Annotated in this window: 15 protein-coding genes and 1 tRNA gene; 3 read left to right on the top strand and 13 right to left on the bottom strand. The window is 59.4% G+C overall.

The features are described 5' to 3' along the window. Positions 1-7: 7 nt before the first annotated feature. The 12 genes from ACR0BZ_RS07550 to ACR0BZ_RS07495 form a co-directional block, all read right to left on the bottom strand. Positions 8-766, bottom strand: a complete 759-nt coding sequence (locus tag ACR0BZ_RS07550; protein ID WP_480870002.1) for an SDR family NAD(P)-dependent oxidoreductase — start codon at positions 764-766, stop codon at positions 8-10. Beyond that, a complete protein-coding gene (gene iolB / locus ACR0BZ_RS07545; RefSeq protein WP_480919887.1) occupies positions 763-1,569 on the bottom strand; it encodes a 5-deoxy-glucuronate isomerase in 807 nt (268 codons plus the stop codon). The genes ACR0BZ_RS07550 and iolB overlap by 4 nt, the downstream gene beginning before the upstream one ends. 48 nt (positions 1,570-1,617) lie before the next feature. Continuing rightward, on the bottom strand, positions 1,618-2,799 hold the full coding sequence (locus ACR0BZ_RS07540; RefSeq protein WP_480483299.1) for a phytanoyl-CoA dioxygenase family protein: 1,182 nt from the start codon (positions 2,797-2,799) through the stop codon (positions 1,618-1,620). Between the two features lie 47 nt (positions 2,800-2,846). After that, entirely contained in the window at positions 2,847-3,746 is a 900-nt protein-coding gene (gene iolE, locus ACR0BZ_RS07535) for a myo-inosose-2 dehydratase (protein WP_480773279.1), read from the bottom strand. After that, positions 3,743-5,575 carry a 3D-(3,5/4)-trihydroxycyclohexane-1,2-dione acylhydrolase (decyclizing) gene (gene iolD / locus ACR0BZ_RS07530; protein WP_480919886.1) on the bottom strand — a complete coding sequence of 611 codons (1,833 nt, stop codon included), beginning with the start codon at positions 5,573-5,575 and terminating at the stop codon, positions 3,743-3,745. Before iolD ends, iolE begins: the two co-directional genes overlap by 4 nt. Before the next feature lie 151 nt (positions 5,576-5,726). Then, positions 5,727-6,548, bottom strand: coding sequence for an ATP-binding cassette domain-containing protein (locus ACR0BZ_RS07525; protein ID WP_267364097.1), 822 nt, complete (start codon positions 6,546-6,548; stop codon positions 5,727-5,729). 1 nt (position 6,549) lies between these two features. Continuing rightward, positions 6,550-7,656, bottom strand: a complete 1,107-nt coding sequence (locus ACR0BZ_RS07520) for an ABC transporter permease (protein WP_480506793.1) — start codon at positions 7,654-7,656, stop codon at positions 6,550-6,552. A 68-nt stretch (positions 7,657-7,724) separates the two neighbouring features. Next, a complete protein-coding gene (locus tag ACR0BZ_RS07515; protein ID WP_267364100.1) occupies positions 7,725-8,645 on the bottom strand; it encodes a sugar ABC transporter substrate-binding protein in 921 nt (306 codons plus the stop codon). A 124-nt stretch (positions 8,646-8,769) separates the two neighbouring features. After that, a complete protein-coding gene (gene iolG / locus ACR0BZ_RS07510) occupies positions 8,770-9,783 on the bottom strand; it encodes an inositol 2-dehydrogenase (RefSeq protein ID WP_480919885.1) in 1,014 nt (337 codons plus the stop codon). A 388-nt stretch (positions 9,784-10,171) separates the two neighbouring features. Then, positions 10,172-10,248: transfer RNA gene (locus tag ACR0BZ_RS07505), tRNA-Arg, on the bottom strand. Between the two features lie 21 nt (positions 10,249-10,269). Continuing rightward, positions 10,270-10,746 carry a GNAT family N-acetyltransferase gene (locus ACR0BZ_RS07500; protein WP_480919884.1) on the bottom strand — a complete coding sequence of 159 codons (477 nt, stop codon included), beginning with the start codon at positions 10,744-10,746 and terminating at the stop codon, positions 10,270-10,272. Next, positions 10,747-11,058, bottom strand: a complete 312-nt coding sequence (locus ACR0BZ_RS07495) for an ETC complex I subunit (protein ID WP_209507877.1) — start codon at positions 11,056-11,058, stop codon at positions 10,747-10,749. A 270-nt stretch (positions 11,059-11,328) separates the two neighbouring features. Here ACR0BZ_RS07495 and uvrB point away from each other — a divergent pair, with 270 nt between their 5' ends. Together uvrB and ACR0BZ_RS07485 are read left to right on the top strand one after the other, a co-directional pair. Continuing rightward, the gene (gene uvrB / locus ACR0BZ_RS07490) at positions 11,329-13,515 is read left to right on the top strand and encodes an excinuclease ABC subunit UvrB (RefSeq protein WP_480919883.1); all 2,187 of its coding nucleotides are present in this window, start codon (positions 11,329-11,331) and stop codon (positions 13,513-13,515) included. A 2-nt stretch (positions 13,516-13,517) separates the two neighbouring features. Next, positions 13,518-14,048, top strand: coding sequence for a hypothetical protein (locus ACR0BZ_RS07485; protein WP_480518571.1), 531 nt, complete (start codon positions 13,518-13,520; stop codon positions 14,046-14,048). Positions 14,049-14,334: 286 nt separating this feature from the next. Here ACR0BZ_RS07485 and ACR0BZ_RS07480 read toward each other — a convergent pair whose 3' ends face one another. Then, a complete protein-coding gene (locus ACR0BZ_RS07480; RefSeq protein ID WP_209507883.1) occupies positions 14,335-14,625 on the bottom strand; it encodes an antibiotic biosynthesis monooxygenase family protein in 291 nt (96 codons plus the stop codon). A gap of 220 nt (positions 14,626-14,845) precedes the next feature. Between ACR0BZ_RS07480 and ACR0BZ_RS07475 the strand changes: the two genes are divergently transcribed. Then, positions 14,846-15,673 carry a formate/nitrite transporter family protein gene (locus tag ACR0BZ_RS07475; protein WP_480919882.1) on the top strand — a complete coding sequence of 276 codons (828 nt, stop codon included), beginning with the start codon at positions 14,846-14,848 and terminating at the stop codon, positions 15,671-15,673. Positions 15,674-15,703: the final 30 nt, after the last annotated feature.

The following is a 15,703-nucleotide window of genomic DNA, read 5'->3' as shown; positions in this document are numbered from 1 at the left end:
TTCGCCTTCAGATCGAGCCGCCCTCGACCATGAAGTTGCCCGCGCTGCACATGGCGGCGTCGTCCGAGGCCAAAAACAGAACCATGCGCGCGACATAGACGGGCTCTATCGGATCAGGCAGGCATTGGCGGTCGACCTGTTTGGCCAGCGCCTCGGGCGTGACCCACAGGTCTTTCTGGCGATCGGTCATGATCCAGCCCGGCACCACCGTGTTCACGCGAATGCGGTGATCCCCCAATTCGCGCGCCATGGTGCGGGTCAGGCCATGCACCGCAGATTTGGCGGTGGCATAGGCCGGGAAACCTGCCCCGGCCTCCCACCAGGAGTTCGATCCGATATTGATGATCGAACCTGCGCCCTTGGCGATCATACCCGGGGCCACCGCCTGAATGGCAAAGAACATGTGACGGATATTGGTCGCCATCCGCTCATCCCAATAGTCAGGCGTGACTTCGCGCCAATCATGGCGGTCATCTTGGGCAGCGTTGTTGACCAGCACATCCGCCTCGCCCAGTTCCTCGACCAGTTGCTCCAGCGCAGCCCGCATCGCTTCGATATCGCGCAGGTCGCATTGCGCAAAGGTGTGTTCACCGTCCAGTTCCGCCAGCAAAGCAAGGCCCGCATCCGCATTGATATCCAGAAACCCGACCTTCGCCCCTTGTGCGGCAAAGGCGCGAACGGTTTCCGCACCAATTCCCCCGGCCCCGCCGGTGATGATAACCGTTTTGCCCGCAAGGCTAGGGTAATTGGCGAAGTCTTGGCTCATCCGTCACGCTCCATGATCCATTCGACCTCGGGGGCCAGGGCAAACCGCCATTTGCGCAGGGGGCCCGCCATGACGTTCAGGTAATACATCTCAAACCCATAGGGCGCGCCGCAAGGATGATGGCCACGCGGAACGATCACAACATCGCCATCGGAGACGGCCATCGTCTCATCCAACTGGCCGTCATCGGTATAGACCCGCTGAATTCCGAACCCGTTGGCCCGGTTGAGGCGATGATAATATGTTTCTTCCAGATAGGTGATGCGGGGGAAATCATCCTCATCATGTCGATGACTGGGGTAAGAGGACCAGTGCCCATTGGGCGTAAAGACTTCGGTCACCAGCAGGCTGTCGGCATAATCCTCGTTCTCCATCGCGATATTGTTGATATATCGCGTATTCACACCCTTGCCGCGTTCGGTCAGCGTGATGCCATCTGGCCCGATCCGGCGCGCTTTGTGGCCGCCCTTGCCCGGGGCCGAGCAGACCGCCACAACACAATCGGTTTCCGCCACAGCCTCCCACTCGGTTCCGTTGGGCAGATACAGGCTATGCGGCGGTGTCTTTTCGAACACGTTCATCCGACCGCCCAATACGCCCCAGTCCTGCCCGGCCCCGGTGATCCGCGCCTTGCCTTCGACCATCACCAGAATGACTTCGCGGTCTCCTGTCGCCTCGGCCGCCCTGTCGCCTGCTTGCAGATGATACAGCCCAAAACCCACATATCGCCATCCGGCACTGTCCGGAGTGATGTCATGTACCTTGCCACGGGTTCCAATAGGCTTCTTCAGCAGGTCTGCCATTCTTGTTCTCCTTATTGGGCGGGCCTAAACGGCCCGCCTGTATCGCCCTCAGGCCGCTTGCCGTGTTTGCAGGGCCGAAAGCGCCTCGGACAGTCGGGCCTCGGCCCACCCTTCCGATACGGCCCGGTGCAATATGTCAGCCTGGCTTTCGGGCGCATTGCCACCAATCGGCGGGTCGGTGTCCAGATTGGTCGGGAACGGATAGCCCTCAGCCGTTGCGGCAATCGCCGCAATCAGCTCTGGCGCACTCAGCGCCCCCCGTTGTTTCAGGGCGGCCAGCGACGGAAACACCGCCTGCGACATGGACTGCCGGTCAACCATCTCCATCGCACGACCGAAGGCAGACGAGACCTGCAACAGGTTCGCCATCCGCTGAATATCCGCACTGCTGTTTTCCCCGGCAGCGTGAAACAGCGCCGGGTTGAAGAAAACGGCATCCCCCTTTTCAAGGGGCAACTGAATGTAGTTCTCTTCGAAAAACGCCCGGTGTGCCGCATCGTGAAAGGCCAGATATCCCGGCGCATAAAGCTGCGAAAACGGCAGCAGTTTGGTTGGGCCGCTTTCCACGGGCATGTCACAATGCGCAACCGCCCCCTGCAAGGTCAGCGAAGCCGTCACCAGATGGGCATGGGCCGGATACCGGGCGGCGCTGTCGGCGGTTTGAAAGCCCAGATGATAATCCCGATGCGCCTGCTGTGCCTTGCCGCCGGGGCGCACCTGATTGATTTGCGCGGTCATTTGATAGTTCGGCCCCAGCCACGCCTCGCAAGCCGCTGCAATGGCCACATTCCCGAAATAGAGCGCAAAGCCCTCGGGATCGCGCAAGCACTGTTTCTGCAATGCGTTCCATATCCGGTCATTCGCGCCCGAGGCCGCGAAGTGGTCACCTTCCCCGGCCCCGCCCTGACGTTCTTCCTCGATGATCTGATGGAACACAGCGGTCGCCCGGTCGATCACGGACGTATCCGCAAATGCGCCTTTTAGAACGATCACACCCGCAGATTTGTCCAACACGCCTGCCCATTCTGCCAGCAGCGCTTTTCTTTGATCCGCATTCTCCAGCGCCGGGCGCAGGGCGTGCATATCATAGATCGGAACGTTCTTTTGTACCGATGCGGCATGAGGCACCGCACCGGTTGTCAGGTTTTGCGAGGTCAACACCTTGAACTCATCCAGATCGCAGGATTCCCGGTCAAAATAGCCGACATATCCAAGTTCTTGATGTACCATGACAAACTCCTCTTTCATGGCTTCGGTGTTGCCCCGAGGGGCGGTGATTAAACGGTGATCTCCAACCCTGCCTTGCCGCAAACCTCGACGATGTGGTCATAGCCCAATTTGGAGTACTCATAGGGCGGCGCCTTGGCGGGGTCCTGCTCGGCCTCGACCACGATCCAGCCACTGTAATCCATTGCTTTCAACGCGTTGGCTACGGCCTGAAAGTCGATGCACCCATCACCCGGCACGGTGAACGCGCCGGCAATTACGGCATCCAGAAAGCTGCGATTGTTCTCGCGCGTGTCCCGCACGATGTCCGGGCGGATATCCTTGAAGTGGACATGGTGCACACGGTCGCCCCAACGGTTCAGTGTGGCCATCACGTCGCCGCCACCAAACAGCAGATGGCCCGTATCGAAGCACAAGCTCAATTCGGGGCCGGAACCCTCCATCAACCAGTTCACATCCTCTTCGCTTTCGATGATCGTGCCCATGTGATGGTGATAGGCCATCGGCATACCCTGATCTGCCATCCATTTGGCAAGCTCTGTCAGTTTGCCCGCATAGGCCAACACATCGTCTTTGGACAGCTTCGGGCGGTCATTGACCGGCGTTCCGATCTGCCCCTGAACGGTATTTGAACACTCGGCGTAAACGATGCAGGGGCTGTTCAGCGCAACAAACTGTTCGACCTGTTCACGCACGATGGCGATTTCGGCGTCCAGGTCATTGACCAGAGTACTACCCGAGCACCAGCCGCCGCACAGCGCGATGTCACTGGCATCCAGATAGGCGCGCAACCCTTCGGTGTCGCCGGGCATCCGCTGGCCACGCTCGACACCGGTATAGCCGATCTCGCGCGCTTCTTTAAGCGCCTGCTCCATCGTGTAGGCTGCGGTCAGGTCCGGCAAATCGTCATTCTGCCAGGCAATCGGAGAGATACCGATCTTCACGCTCATTTCGTGTTTCTTTCCTTGATGGCGACCTCATAGGCCGCACGTTTTTCGTTTACTTCCGGGCGGATGCTGACCTCGGGCACCGCCACTTCCCACCACGTTCCGCCATATTCGGTCGATGGGTACGGGTCGGTGTCGATCACCACCACATAGGGGCCTTTGACCTCGCCACGTTTGGCCAGTGCCTCCTCAAGCTCGGCGATCGAGCTGACCTTGACCGCCGTCGCCCCCATTGCTTCGGCATGTTTGGCAAAGTCGATCACCGAATTTTCACCGCCGATTGCGTGATCCAGCAGGTTGTTAAACTCGGCCCCGCCGGTTCCCATCTGCAAACGGTTGATGCAGCCAAAGCCGCGATTGTCGGTGACCACAACGGTGAACGAAATCCCCATCATCGCCGCCGTCGCCATTTCGGAATTCGCCATCATGTAAGTACCGTCACCGGTAAAGCAGATCACGTCGCGGTCGGGCTGGGCCAACTTGATGCCCATCGCACCGGCGATCTCATACCCCATGCAGCTGAAGCCATATTCCATATGATAGGCACCGGGGCGCGGTGCCTTCCACAGCTTGTGCAACTCACCCGGCATCGTGCCCGCGGCACACATGGCAACGGTGTTTTCATTGGCCGCCCGCTGCACGGCGCCAATCACCTGCATATCCGTGGGAAGTGCATTGCTGTCCGCGGGCGCGTCGGTCAATGCGTCGACCTTGGCAAACCATTCGGACTTCAGCGTTGCAGGCATATCAGGCGCGCGGTAACCGCCCAACGCGTGGCTCAGTTCACCCAGCCCAACGCGGGCGTCAGCCTGCAGCGGCATCGCGCCGTGCTTTGCCGCGTCATAGGCGGCGGTGTTCAGGCTGATCAACTCCCGCTCGGGGTTTGCGAACAATCCCCAAGACCCGGTGGTGAAATCCTGAAAGCGGGTGCCGACGCCCAGCACCAGATCAGCCTCGGCGCAGATATCGTTGGCAGGCTCACCGCCGGTGACGCCAATCGGACCAAGGTTCAGGGGGTGATCCCAGGCCAGCGCGGATTTACCTGCCTGCGTCTCGGCCACCGGCACGTTGTGCGCTTCGGCAAAGCGCTGCAACGCGGCGGTCGCATCCGAATAATGCACACCGCCCCCAGCCACGATCACAGGGCGCCTGGCTGCCTTGATTGCGGCCACGGCCCGTGCCAATTCACCTTCATCCGGACGAATGCGGCGCTGATACCAGACGCGCGGCTCAAAAAAGCTTTCGGGATAATCATAAGCCTCGGCCTGCACATCCTGACAAAAGGCCAGCGTCACGGGACCGCAATCCGCCGGGTCCGTCATGGTGCGGAAGGCACGCGGCAGCGCCGTCAACAGATGCTCCGGCCGGGTGATGCGGTCGAAATAGCGGCTGACCGGTCTGAAACAGTCATTCGCACTAATAGTTCCGTCCGAGAACACTTCGGGTTGCTGCAAAACCGGGTCAGGGCCACGCGTGGCGAACACGTCACCGGGCAGCAACAAAACCGGCAGGCGGTTCACATGGGCCAGCGCAGCAGCGGTAACCATGTTGGTGGCCCCCGGCCCGATGGACGAAGTGACCGCCATCGCCCGCCTGCGACCCAACTGCTTGGCATAGGCAATCGCACAATGTGCCATGGTCTGTTCATTATGACCGCGATAGGTGGGCAGGCTGTCTTTCACACCGTGCAGCGCCTCGCCCAGACCAGCCACATTGCCATGGCCGAAGATCGCCCAGACACCTGCGATAAAGGGCTCTCCGGCCTCGTTCATCTGCGCGCCCAGATAGCGCACCAGAGCTTGCGCCGCGGTCAGTCGGACTGTCTTGCTCATCATGATCCCTTTCAACTCAGCCCCGCCTTTGGCGGCCTGCGGGTTTTCTCATTTGCGAAGGTGCCAGCTTTTGTATCAAAGCCTGAAAACAGAGTGGCGTCACGTGCCACCGCCCGATGGATGCCCCATTGGGGCATCCAAGTTCTGTACTTTAAACCGTACCGCCCAGCGATCCTTCTAGCTCGGCCATTTCCTGACCGCCTGCCATCAGGTCCTGCAACTGCTCTGGCGTGATCTCGCCACGCGTTGCTGTGCCCAGCGTCTTGCCCCGGTTCAAAACGGTGAACCTGTCACCCACCGCCAGCGCGTGACGCACGTTGTGGCTGATGAAAACCACGCCGACGCCCTGACTGCGCACCTTGTCGATGGTGGCCAGAACGTTCGAAGTCTGGCGCACACCAAGGGCCGAGGTCGGCTCGTCCAAGATCAGGATCTTGGCACCAAAATACACGGCGCGGGCAATGGCAACGGTCTGCCGTTCCCCCCCAGACAAGGTGCCAACCGCCTGATCCGGCCCGCGCAGGTTGATGCCCATCTTGCGCATCTCTTCCATGCAGACCTCATTCGCGTGTTCAACATCGAACCGCTTCAGCAGACCTTTACCCTTGGTCGGCTCGCGCCCCATGAAAAAGTTGCGCGTGACGCTCATCAGCGGGATCATCGCAAGGTCCTGGAACACGGTCGCAATGCCTGCCTCCATCGCATCCCGAGGGGTGTCGAAATGCAGCGGCCTGCCCTCGAAAAAGATCTCGCCCTTGGTGGGTTTATGTACCCCGGACATGGTCTTGATGAAGGTCGACTTGCCCGCGCCGTTATCGCCCAGCAGGCAGTGGCATTCACCCGGTTTGACGTCGAAACTGACTCCCGCCAATGCGATGATGTTGCCAAAGTGCTTCTCGATATCCTTCATTTCCACGATGGGGGCCTGATCGCCCGCCGCATCGCCGTGGTGGAACTTGGTATCTTCGGTCATATCAGCGCTCCCCGGTTACGCGTTTGCGGATCGCGTTGTTGAACAGAACGGCAATCAGCAGCATCGCGCCCAGGAACACCTGGAACCAGTCCTGATCGAAATCCGTATAGGTCAGTCCGATGACAACCATGCCGAAGATGATCGACCCAAAGAACGCCCCGATGGCCGAGCCATATCCGCCCGTCAGCAGGCAACCTCCGATCACGGCGGCGATGATCGCCTCGAATTCTTTCTGGAAACCGCGCCGCGCGTCGGTCGAGCCCGCGTCGATCACCGTAATGATGGCAACAAGTGCAGCACAGCAGGCGGTCAGCATGAACAGGGACACTTTGATCTTGCTCACGGGAACACCTGAATTCGATGCCGCAGTGCTGTCACCGCCCGCCGCGAAAATCCAGTTTCCGGCCGGGGTCCGCAGCAACACGTAGGTGGCTGCCAATGCCAGCACGATGAACCACAGGATTTCGACCGGGACGCCGGGTACCTTGGGTGCTCCGCTTTTGAAGGTATCAATCATGCCGTTGGCCGCCAGCCAGGCAAACAGGCTGCCAAAGGCTTCGCCCGAAAAGAACGGCGCCAGCCAGTCGTTTTCGACCACGTCACGCACACCGCGCAACTGGGTCGACCCTCCGGTCGCCGCTTTGAGGCCAACAAGGGACAAGCCACGCAGAATGAACAGGAAAGCCAGCGTCACGATAAAGGACGGCAGGCCGGATCTTATGACGATATTGCCGTTCACCGCCCCGACGAATGCCGCGAATACAAATGTCATGGGGATCGCAACGATCAGTGGCAACTGCCATGTCACCACACAGACGCCGAAAAACAAGCCCGCGAACGCCACCATTGAACCGATGGACAAATCAAACTCGCCACCGATCATCAAAAGGGCCGCACCGATTGCCAGAATGCCCAGCTGTGCCGCAGGTGTCATGAAGTTCATGACCCCGGCCAGGGTAAACATCGAATCGTCTGCTGTGATGGCAAAGAAGATGACCACCAGAACGACGCCCGCCATCGCACCGAGTTCGGGCCGTTTCATGAGCTTGGTCATGAAAGGTTCTTTCTTGACCCTTTCGTCCCCGGCGATTTGTGCTGAGTCACTCATCGTTTCCTCCCACTTGGGTGGGAACGGCGCCACCGCGCCGCCCCGTTTTGTTCAGGTTGCGGTATGGATCAGCGGATGCCCTGCGCGGACAGCTCGATCACCTGCGCGGCCTTGTCCTGAGTGATCAGGTTCGGACCCGAAGGAACGTTACCACCGGGCATCAGGCCGTATTTGGCGTGCAGGCCCATGAAGTTCACCGACAGGTACCCTTGCAGATACTGCTGCTGGTCGATGGCAAAGGCCGCGTCGCCATCCGCAATCGATTGCAGGAAGTTGGCCGACAGGTCGAAGGACGCAACATTCACGTCACGGCCCGATGCTTTGACAGCGGCAACAGTCGGCTCACCAGCCGAGCTTGCACCCAGCGCCATGACCGTATCGACGGCTTCGTTAGCGGCCAGAGCAGCCGAGACTTTCGACTCGATTTCCGACGGATCGTTCGAGGTCGGCAGAACTTCGACATTACCGCCAAAGCCTTCCGCGAAACCTGCACAGCGCAGGTCCAGCGCAACGTTGCCCACTTCGTGGTTTACGCAGATCGCGGTTTTGCCCCCCATCGAAGCCAGTTGTTCACCCGCAGCTTTACCTGCGTCAAACTCGTCCTGACCCACGTGCAGCAACGCACCCAGCTGTTTCGACACATCCGACCCCGAGTTGATCGAGATCACCGGGATGCCTGCGGCAACGGCACGTTCGATTGACGGGCCAAGCGCATCCGCATCCGGGATCGAAACGATCAGGCCATCGGGTTCCTGGTTCACGGCAGCGTCGATCAGCTGCGACATGGCCACCATGTCGAAAGTTTCCGGTGCGCGGTATTCCACATTCACACCGACATCCTTGCCAGCCTGTTCAACACCGTTCTTCACGACGTTCCAGAATGCGTCATTGGCCTGGCCATGCGATACGACCACGATGTCCTGCGCAAGAGCGGGCGTAGCCAGGGCCAGTGCCCCCGCGGCAAGTGCACCCTTAACGAATTTCTTCATTTCAGTTTCCTCCCATTGGTTCAGTCTGATCTTCTGTTGGGGTACCGGCCCCAATCATCCGGCAGTGCCGAATCTCAGTGGCTGCGGCGCAAAGCCGAGCTGTCTTTAGTTTGAAGAATTTCGGTCATTTTGCAACCGGTTTCAAAATTTCCTCCATCCGAACGGGCTTTCCCGTCTGCGCTGACAGGGTCGCGGCCTCGGCCATTGCCAGCGCCGCCACACCATCCTGCAACGTGACGGGAACGTCGGAACCGCCGCCGACAGCATCAACAAATGCGGCCCATTCCACGCGGTAGGCCGGCATATAGCGTTCCAGAAAGAAATAAGTCGGCTTTGCGCCCACAACGCCATCCGCCGTCGATTTCACGACGGTGTTTTCCAGCATGTTATGCGCCTGCAACAACCCTTCCGAACCCAGCAACTCGACCCGCTGATCATACCCATAGGCCGCCCGGCGCGAGTTTTTGATAACCGCAATCCGGCCGTCTGCGTAAGTCATTGTGACCACGGCCGTGTCCACATCGCCTGCCGCGCCAATCTCTGCATCTACAAGCGACGATCCCACCGCCGTGACGGTCTGCGGCACATCCCCCATCAGAAAGTTCGCCATGTCGAAATCGTGGATCATCATGTCCCGAAACAGTCCTCCGGACACTTTTACATAGCTGACCGGTGGCGGGGCCGGGTCAAATGACGTGATCGACAACAGTTCGGCCTTGCCGATTTCACCTGCGTCCAAACCGGCCTTCAAAGCTGCAAAATTAGGATCGAACCGCCGGTTAAACCCGATCATGACAGGTTTGCCACGCCCCGCGACGGCTGTCAGACAGTCCTGTGCCCTCTGAAGGCTCAGATCGACGGGCTTTTCGCACAGAACGGCTTTGCCAGCGCCCGTGGCCGCCTCGATCAGGTCGGAATGCGTATCCGTCGGCGTTGCTATCAGAACCGCGTCAATCTCGGGATCAGCGATAATTTCTTCTGACCTGCGCGCCTCGGCCCCATATTCATCCGCGAGGTTGTTCGCCGCCTCGGGCAGCGCATCGGATACCGCACACAGCCTGCTTCCCGGATGGGAAGATATGGCCTGCGCATGAACGCGCCCGATACGTCCGGCACCCAGCAATCCGACCCTCAACATGCAACTCTCCCGAATCTTGTTGTTGTGCGTAACAATGATTTTCTTTGCAACCGGTTGCAATATATTTTTTACATCACCCTCGGTTTTGCCAGCGGTTCCCGCAGCCTCAACACGAATACCGCGCAAAAAACCGGTCTGATCTCAACAGGATTGTACTGCCTGACACGCATATTTCCGCGCAAATACCAACCTACGGGAATCCCCCAATATCGCCGCACGGTGAATCACGTTAGATTGTACGTAAGGAACACATACTACCACTCTGTGACCCCCTTAGAGGGGCTGGCATGACCCCCTCGTCCAGCCCCTCATACCACACCAAACAGCCACAAGATCACGACGCGCCGACCAAAGCAGGCACATGTCCGGTATTGATTTGGTTTGCAAATGGCGATCCCTGAAGGACTCGAACCCTCAACCTGCTGATTAGAAGTCAGCTGCTCTATCCAGTTGAGCTAAGGGACCGCTGCGCCCTTCTTGCGGTTTTTACCCGCGGGGTTCAAGAGGCAAGCGCATGAATGCGCTGTTGGGATCGTCAACATACCCAAAGATAGGCCCGCAATAGGAATATCCCAGCGACTCATACAACTTGCGGGCGGCATCATATTCGCGAAGATGGCTCGCCCCGGTCTCAAGAACCAAAGCCTCGCACCCCTCTGCGCCAGCCTGTTCAGCCAGATGCACCATCAGCACGCGCGCCAGCCCGCGCCCTCTTGCCTGCGCCAGAATATGCACTGATTTTACTTCGGCGGTTCCGTCGGGCAGCGCTTTCAGCGCACCGCATCCCAATGGCTGCTGTCCGTCAAAAATGGCCCAGAACCGCACCCCCCGCCCGGCCAATGCTTCGGCGTCCATCGTGTGGTTGCTATCCGCAGGTCCCGCAGTTTCGCCATGGGCAAAATGCGCCTCCACTATCGGGCGCAATACGTCCGATGTCGGGTCAGCCTCGCGGATTTCGATCATTCAGTGCGTCCAGGGGCCACGCCGGTCGGTTGCGAAATTCTCGCCATAGCCCCGCGCGCGCAGATTGGGCTTGCGCTTGTGCGGCTCGCTGACCTGCGCATCGATACCGTGGGCCTTGGCATAATCCAGCGCCTCTTCCCGCGTGTCGAACTTCAGGCGTACCTGAGCCTGCGTGTCACTGGACGACGTCCAGCCCATCAGCGGATCAACCTCGCGCGCCGAGGCCGGGGCGTATTCCAGAACCCATTTGCGGGTCTTGGCCATCCCCGAGGTCATCGCATTTCTTGCGGGCTGGTAGATCCGTGCGCGCATGTCGCCTCTCCGTACTCACTTGGCTGAGCCCGTTTATGCGTCAGAGCGCGCCTGGGGGCAAGATTGCAATTGTCGCGGCCCTCGCCCTCGAACTCATGCCAGAAACTGTCATCAGGCTGGGATAAGGTCGCGCCAAACAAACGCAAGAACAATACAACGACTCACCCGTCGCACGGCCTCAGACCGCATAGCGCGCAATGAATCCGGATCGGCCCTTGCAGTTGGACAAAATAAGAACAAATGTAAGGGCCTGACGCCGGGAGCCTGCCTATGCCATACGCCCATTCCGACAAGACCCAACTGACCGCCGAAGACGTGCGCGCGCGCCTGAAACTGGAAGGCGGCAAGCAATTCGTGATGCATACCGAATTCAACCCGGCGGGCGATCAGCCAACGGCGATCAAGGAACTGGCGGGCGGCGTACTGGACGGGGAACGCGATCAGGTGCTGCTGGGCGCGACCGGAACGGGCAAGACCTTCACCATGGCCAAGGTGATCGAGGAAACCCAGCGCCCCGCCATCATCCTGGCCCCCAACAAGACGCTGGCGGCGCAGCTATACGGTGAATTCAAAGGCTTCTTCCCCGAAAACTCGGTGGAATATTTCGTGTCCTATTACGACTATTACCAGCCCGAGGCCTATGTGCCGCGCTCTGACACCTACATAGAAAAAGAATCCCAGATCAACGAACAGATCGACCGGATGCGCCACTCGGCCACGCGGGCGTTGCTGGAACGCGATGACGTGATCATCGTTGCTTCGGTCAGCTGCATCTACGGTATCGGTTCGGTCGAAACCTACGGGGCGATGACACAGGATCTGAAGGTCGGTCACGAATACGACCAGCGGCAGGTGATGGCCGATCTGGTGGCCCAGCAATACCGCCGTAACGATCAGGGGTTTCAGCGCGGCTCGTTCCGGGTGCGGGGCGACAGTCTGGAAATCTGGCCCGCCCACCTTGAAGACCGCGCCTGGAAGCTGTCCTTCTTCGGCGAGGAACTGGAACAGGTCACCGAATTCGACCCGCTGACCGGCGAAAAGACCGACACGATGGACCATATCCGGGTCTATGCGAATTCCCACTATGTGACGCCGAAACCGACGATGCAGCAGGCGATCATCGGGATCAAAAAAGAACTGCGGATGCGCCTCGACCAACTGGTCGGCGAAGGCAAGCTGCTCGAGGCGCAGCGGCTGGAACAGCGCACCAATTTCGATCTGGAAATGCTCGAGGCCACCGGCGTCTGCAACGGGATCGAGAACTATTCGCGCTATCTGACCGGCCGCGCACCGGGCGAGCCGCCCCCGACCCTGTTCGAATTTATCCCCGACAACGCCATCGTCTTTGCCGACGAATCCCATGTCAGCGTGCCGCAGATCGGCGGCATGTACCGGGGCGACTATCGGCGCAAGTTCACGCTGGCCGAACACGGGTTCCGCCTGCCGTCCTGCATGGACAACCGGCCTTTGAAGTTCGAGGAATGGGATGCCATGCGCCCGCAATCCGTCTTCGTCTCGGCCACCCCCGCCGCGTGGGAGCTGGACCAGACCGGCGGCGTCTTCACCGAACAGGTGATCCGCCCCACCGGCCTGCTGGACCCGCAGGTCGAAATCCGCCCCGTGTCGATGCAGGTCGACGACCTGCTGGACGAGGTGCGCAAGGTCGCCGCCGATGGCTATCGCACATTGGTCACAACGCTGACCAAACGCATGGCCGAGGATCTGACCGAATACCTGCACGAACAGGGCATCAAGGTGCGCTACATGCATTCCGATATCGACACGCTGGAACGCATCGAGATTCTGCGCGACCTGCGTCTGGGCGCGTTCGACGTGCTGGTCGGCATCAACCTGCTGCGTGAAGGGCTCGACATTCCCGAATGCGGGCTGGTCGCCATTCTGGACGCCGACAAGGAAGGCTTTCTGCGGTCCGAGACCTCGCTGGTTCAGACCATCGGCCGCGCCGCGCGCAACGCCGATGGCCGGGTGATTATGTATGCCGACAAGATCACCGGTTCGATGGAACGCGCGCTGGCCGAAACCGACCGCCGCCGCGCCAAGCAGATGGCCTATAACCTGGAACACGGCATCACGCCCGCGACAGTGAAAAAGAATGTCGAGGATGTTCTGGCCGGGCTGTATGCGGGCGACGTGGACATGAACCGCGTCACCGCCACCATCGACAAACCGATGCATGGCGCCAACCTCGAGGCGCATCTGAACGGGCTGCGCGACCAGATGCGAAAAGCCGCCGAGAACCTGGAGTTTGAAGAGGCCGCCAACATCCGCGATGAAATCAAACGCCTGGAAGCGGTCGATCTGGCCATCGCCGACGACCCTATGGCCCGCCAATGGGCGGTCGAGAAAGCGTCTGAGGATGCAGTGAAATCGCGTGGGCGGTCAACGGCTGGAAGGCCGGGGCAAAGGGGTGGGAATGTGAAGCGGAGAAAACGATAGCTATGCTTAAAAAGTTCATATTGCTTGCGTTCTCGAGCGTCCTTGTGACTTTGCCAAGTGGGCCAGCGATTTCCGAAACTGAAAACCGATCGACCGAACTGGGGCGACCTTTGAGGGTGCTCGCCGAGGGAATGTCCGGTGTGCTCTTAAGGCAAGTCTTGGAATTAAGTGATCTAGGTGAAATTGATTTCAACTATAAATCAGACAAGTTGTCTGACTTCGATATGCTCGTGATTTTTGTGGATGAGTTCGAAGAGGCAGCCGCACTAGGGATAGTCGAGCAACTGGGTTTGGGCGATGAATTTGCGCCTGAAGCTGGTGAAAATCCGTTTATTATCAACGTCTCGATCAAATTTAAAGAAGCCGAAAAACGGTTCTCCATAATTGCGATTGATCGAAGGCAGTTTTATGCAAGAGATATCTCGTGCCATCCACCTTTTCTAAGAGATATTATTTTACAGTTTGACGCCAATGCTGTTGCTGAAAACGAGGCCAGCTATCGGACTGCACCTGATTGCGGCGGCGGTATTTAGTTCGCATGGGATGGGATTTTACCTGATAGAGCGGCTGGATGCCTCCAAAGTGTGAACTGGAAACTCCACCCCACACTCCACCCTTGCAGCCCAGCGCCTCCTCCTCCACGTTTGAAATCACAAATTGTGATTCCAAACGGTTGCCATGACGAACCCCAACGCCCTGCCCAGCGCGCATGAGGTCCAAAACGCCATTCACCGGGTGCGCGGCACCCGCGTGGTGCTGGCCGAAGATGTGGCGAAGGTTCTTTTGTAAAGAGAAGGGCGGGAACCCCCGCCCGAACCGTTACCCCTTATCCCAATGGGCAATCACGTCGTACCCAACCGGCGTCGGCGGGCCTTCCATGAATTCGGCGAAATGGCCCCACAGCTCGGCCACTTTGGGCGCATTCGCGTTCGAGGTCGCCTCGCTTTCGACCACCGAAATCACATAGCCCGAACCATCCTCGTTCATCACATTGGTAAAACTGTGCATGCCGGGCATACCCATGATGTCGGATTTCAATTCATTCATCTTCGCCGTCGCCGCCTCGCGCGTACCGGGCTTCATTTTGTATTGGGTAATTCGTGCAAACATCACTTTCCTCCGTCGTCTGGCAAAATTGCCATGTAACACGGCCGGAACGGCCCCGCCGCGCGTACTCTAGCACGGCAGCCAGAAATCTCGCATTGATACCGGCGATTTGCGCCGATTTTCAACCATACACCGCACTGCATCCGGGCGGCTGTCCCTTCAGGGTTGCAGCCTCGCCCCCAGTGCGGTTGTTTTTGCACCGATGGATGCTTGATCCCAATCAATGTCGAAACGCAAATGCGTCGGCAAAGTGGGTCCCATGCAAACACAGAACCCAACCGGAATTGACGCCTACAAACCCGCCCAGATCGCCGAGCTGGTTGAAACCGCCGGTGTTGCCAAGGCACATCTCACGGTCGGCCAGACGCTGACTCTGGCGATACTCGCGGGCGTGTTCATCGGCTTCGGCGGGGCCGCCTATACTATGGTCATGACCGGCGTTGACCCGGGGTTTGGACCGGCCCGGTTTCTGGGTGGGGTCGTGTTCTCGCTGGGCCTGATCCTTGTGATCGTCGGCGGGGCCGAGCTGTTCACCGGAAACGCCCTGATGACCATAGCGGCGGTGGATCGGAAAATCTCGCCGCGCGCCCTGCTGCGCAACTGGGGCCTCGTGTACCTTGGGAATTTGGTCGGGGCCATCGCACTGGCTCTGGCCTTCGCTGCAACCGGCTTGCTGGACGGGCCCATGGGGGCCACCGCATCAGCAATCGCAAATGGCAAGGCCGACCTCTCTGCCACCCAGGCGTTTGCCCGCGGCGTTCTGTGCAACGCGTTGGTCTGCCTTGCCGTCTGGCTGAGCTTCGCGGCCAGAACAGCGGCGGGCAAGATCATGGCGGTACTCTGGCCCATAGCGGCGTTTGTCCTCTTGGGGCTCGAACATTCGGTCGCCAACATGTACCTGCTGCCGCAGGGCGCGCTTGCCGGTGCCGATTTCGGTTTGGGCGCGGCCATGGGCAACCTGTTCTGGGTCACGATCGGCAATATTGTCGGCGGCGCAGGCGGCGTCGCGCTTGCCTATCGCTTTGCCTATCTGCGCAATACGCCCGGCTGAGCACGCGGTTTATCAGGTTTTGGGCAAGGA

This window comes from Ruegeria sp. P8 (assembly GCF_056534665.1).
Note: the sequence above shows the minus strand (reverse complement) of the source record. Positions and strands in the feature narration are given on the sequence as shown.

What these genes read in the sequence shown, in the direction of transcription:
- ACR0BZ_RS07475 (WP_480919882.1), top strand. Translation starts at nt 14,846, where the DNA reads ATGTCGAAACGCAAATGCGTCGGCAAAGTGGGTCCCATGCAAACACAG.
- iolE (WP_480773279.1), bottom strand. Translation starts at nt 3,746, where the DNA reads ATGAGCGTGAAGATCGGTATCTCTCCGATTGCCTGGCAGAATGACGAT.
- uvrB (WP_480919883.1), top strand. Translation starts at nt 11,329, where the DNA reads ATGCCATACGCCCATTCCGACAAGACCCAACTGACCGCCGAAGACGTG.
- ACR0BZ_RS07500 (WP_480919884.1), bottom strand. Translation starts at nt 10,746, where the DNA reads ATGATCGAAATCCGCGAGGCTGACCCGACATCGGACGTATTGCGCCCG.
- iolD (WP_480919886.1), bottom strand. Translation starts at nt 5,575, where the DNA reads ATGAGCAAGACAGTCCGACTGACCGCGGCGCAAGCTCTGGTGCGCTAT.
- ACR0BZ_RS07550 (WP_480870002.1), bottom strand. Translation starts at nt 766, where the DNA reads ATGAGCCAAGACTTCGCCAATTACCCTAGCCTTGCGGGCAAAACGGTT.
- iolG (WP_480919885.1), bottom strand. Translation starts at nt 9,783, where the DNA reads ATGTTGAGGGTCGGATTGCTGGGTGCCGGACGTATCGGGCGCGTTCAT.
- iolB (WP_480919887.1), bottom strand. Translation starts at nt 1,569, where the DNA reads ATGGCAGACCTGCTGAAGAAGCCTATTGGAACCCGTGGCAAGGTACAT.
- ACR0BZ_RS07480 (WP_209507883.1), bottom strand. Translation starts at nt 14,625, where the DNA reads ATGTTTGCACGAATTACCCAATACAAAATGAAGCCCGGTACGCGCGAG.
- ACR0BZ_RS07515 (WP_267364100.1), bottom strand. Translation starts at nt 8,645, where the DNA reads ATGAAGAAATTCGTTAAGGGTGCACTTGCCGCGGGGGCACTGGCCCTG.
- ACR0BZ_RS07525 (WP_267364097.1), bottom strand. Translation starts at nt 6,548, where the DNA reads ATGACCGAAGATACCAAGTTCCACCACGGCGATGCGGCGGGCGATCAG.
- ACR0BZ_RS07520 (WP_480506793.1), bottom strand. Translation starts at nt 7,656, where the DNA reads ATGAGTGACTCAGCACAAATCGCCGGGGACGAAAGGGTCAAGAAAGAA.
- ACR0BZ_RS07485 (WP_480518571.1), top strand. Translation starts at nt 13,518, where the DNA reads ATGCTTAAAAAGTTCATATTGCTTGCGTTCTCGAGCGTCCTTGTGACT.
- ACR0BZ_RS07540 (WP_480483299.1), bottom strand. Translation starts at nt 2,799, where the DNA reads ATGGTACATCAAGAACTTGGATATGTCGGCTATTTTGACCGGGAATCC.
- ACR0BZ_RS07495 (WP_209507877.1), bottom strand. Translation starts at nt 11,058, where the DNA reads ATGCGCGCACGGATCTACCAGCCCGCAAGAAATGCGATGACCTCGGGG.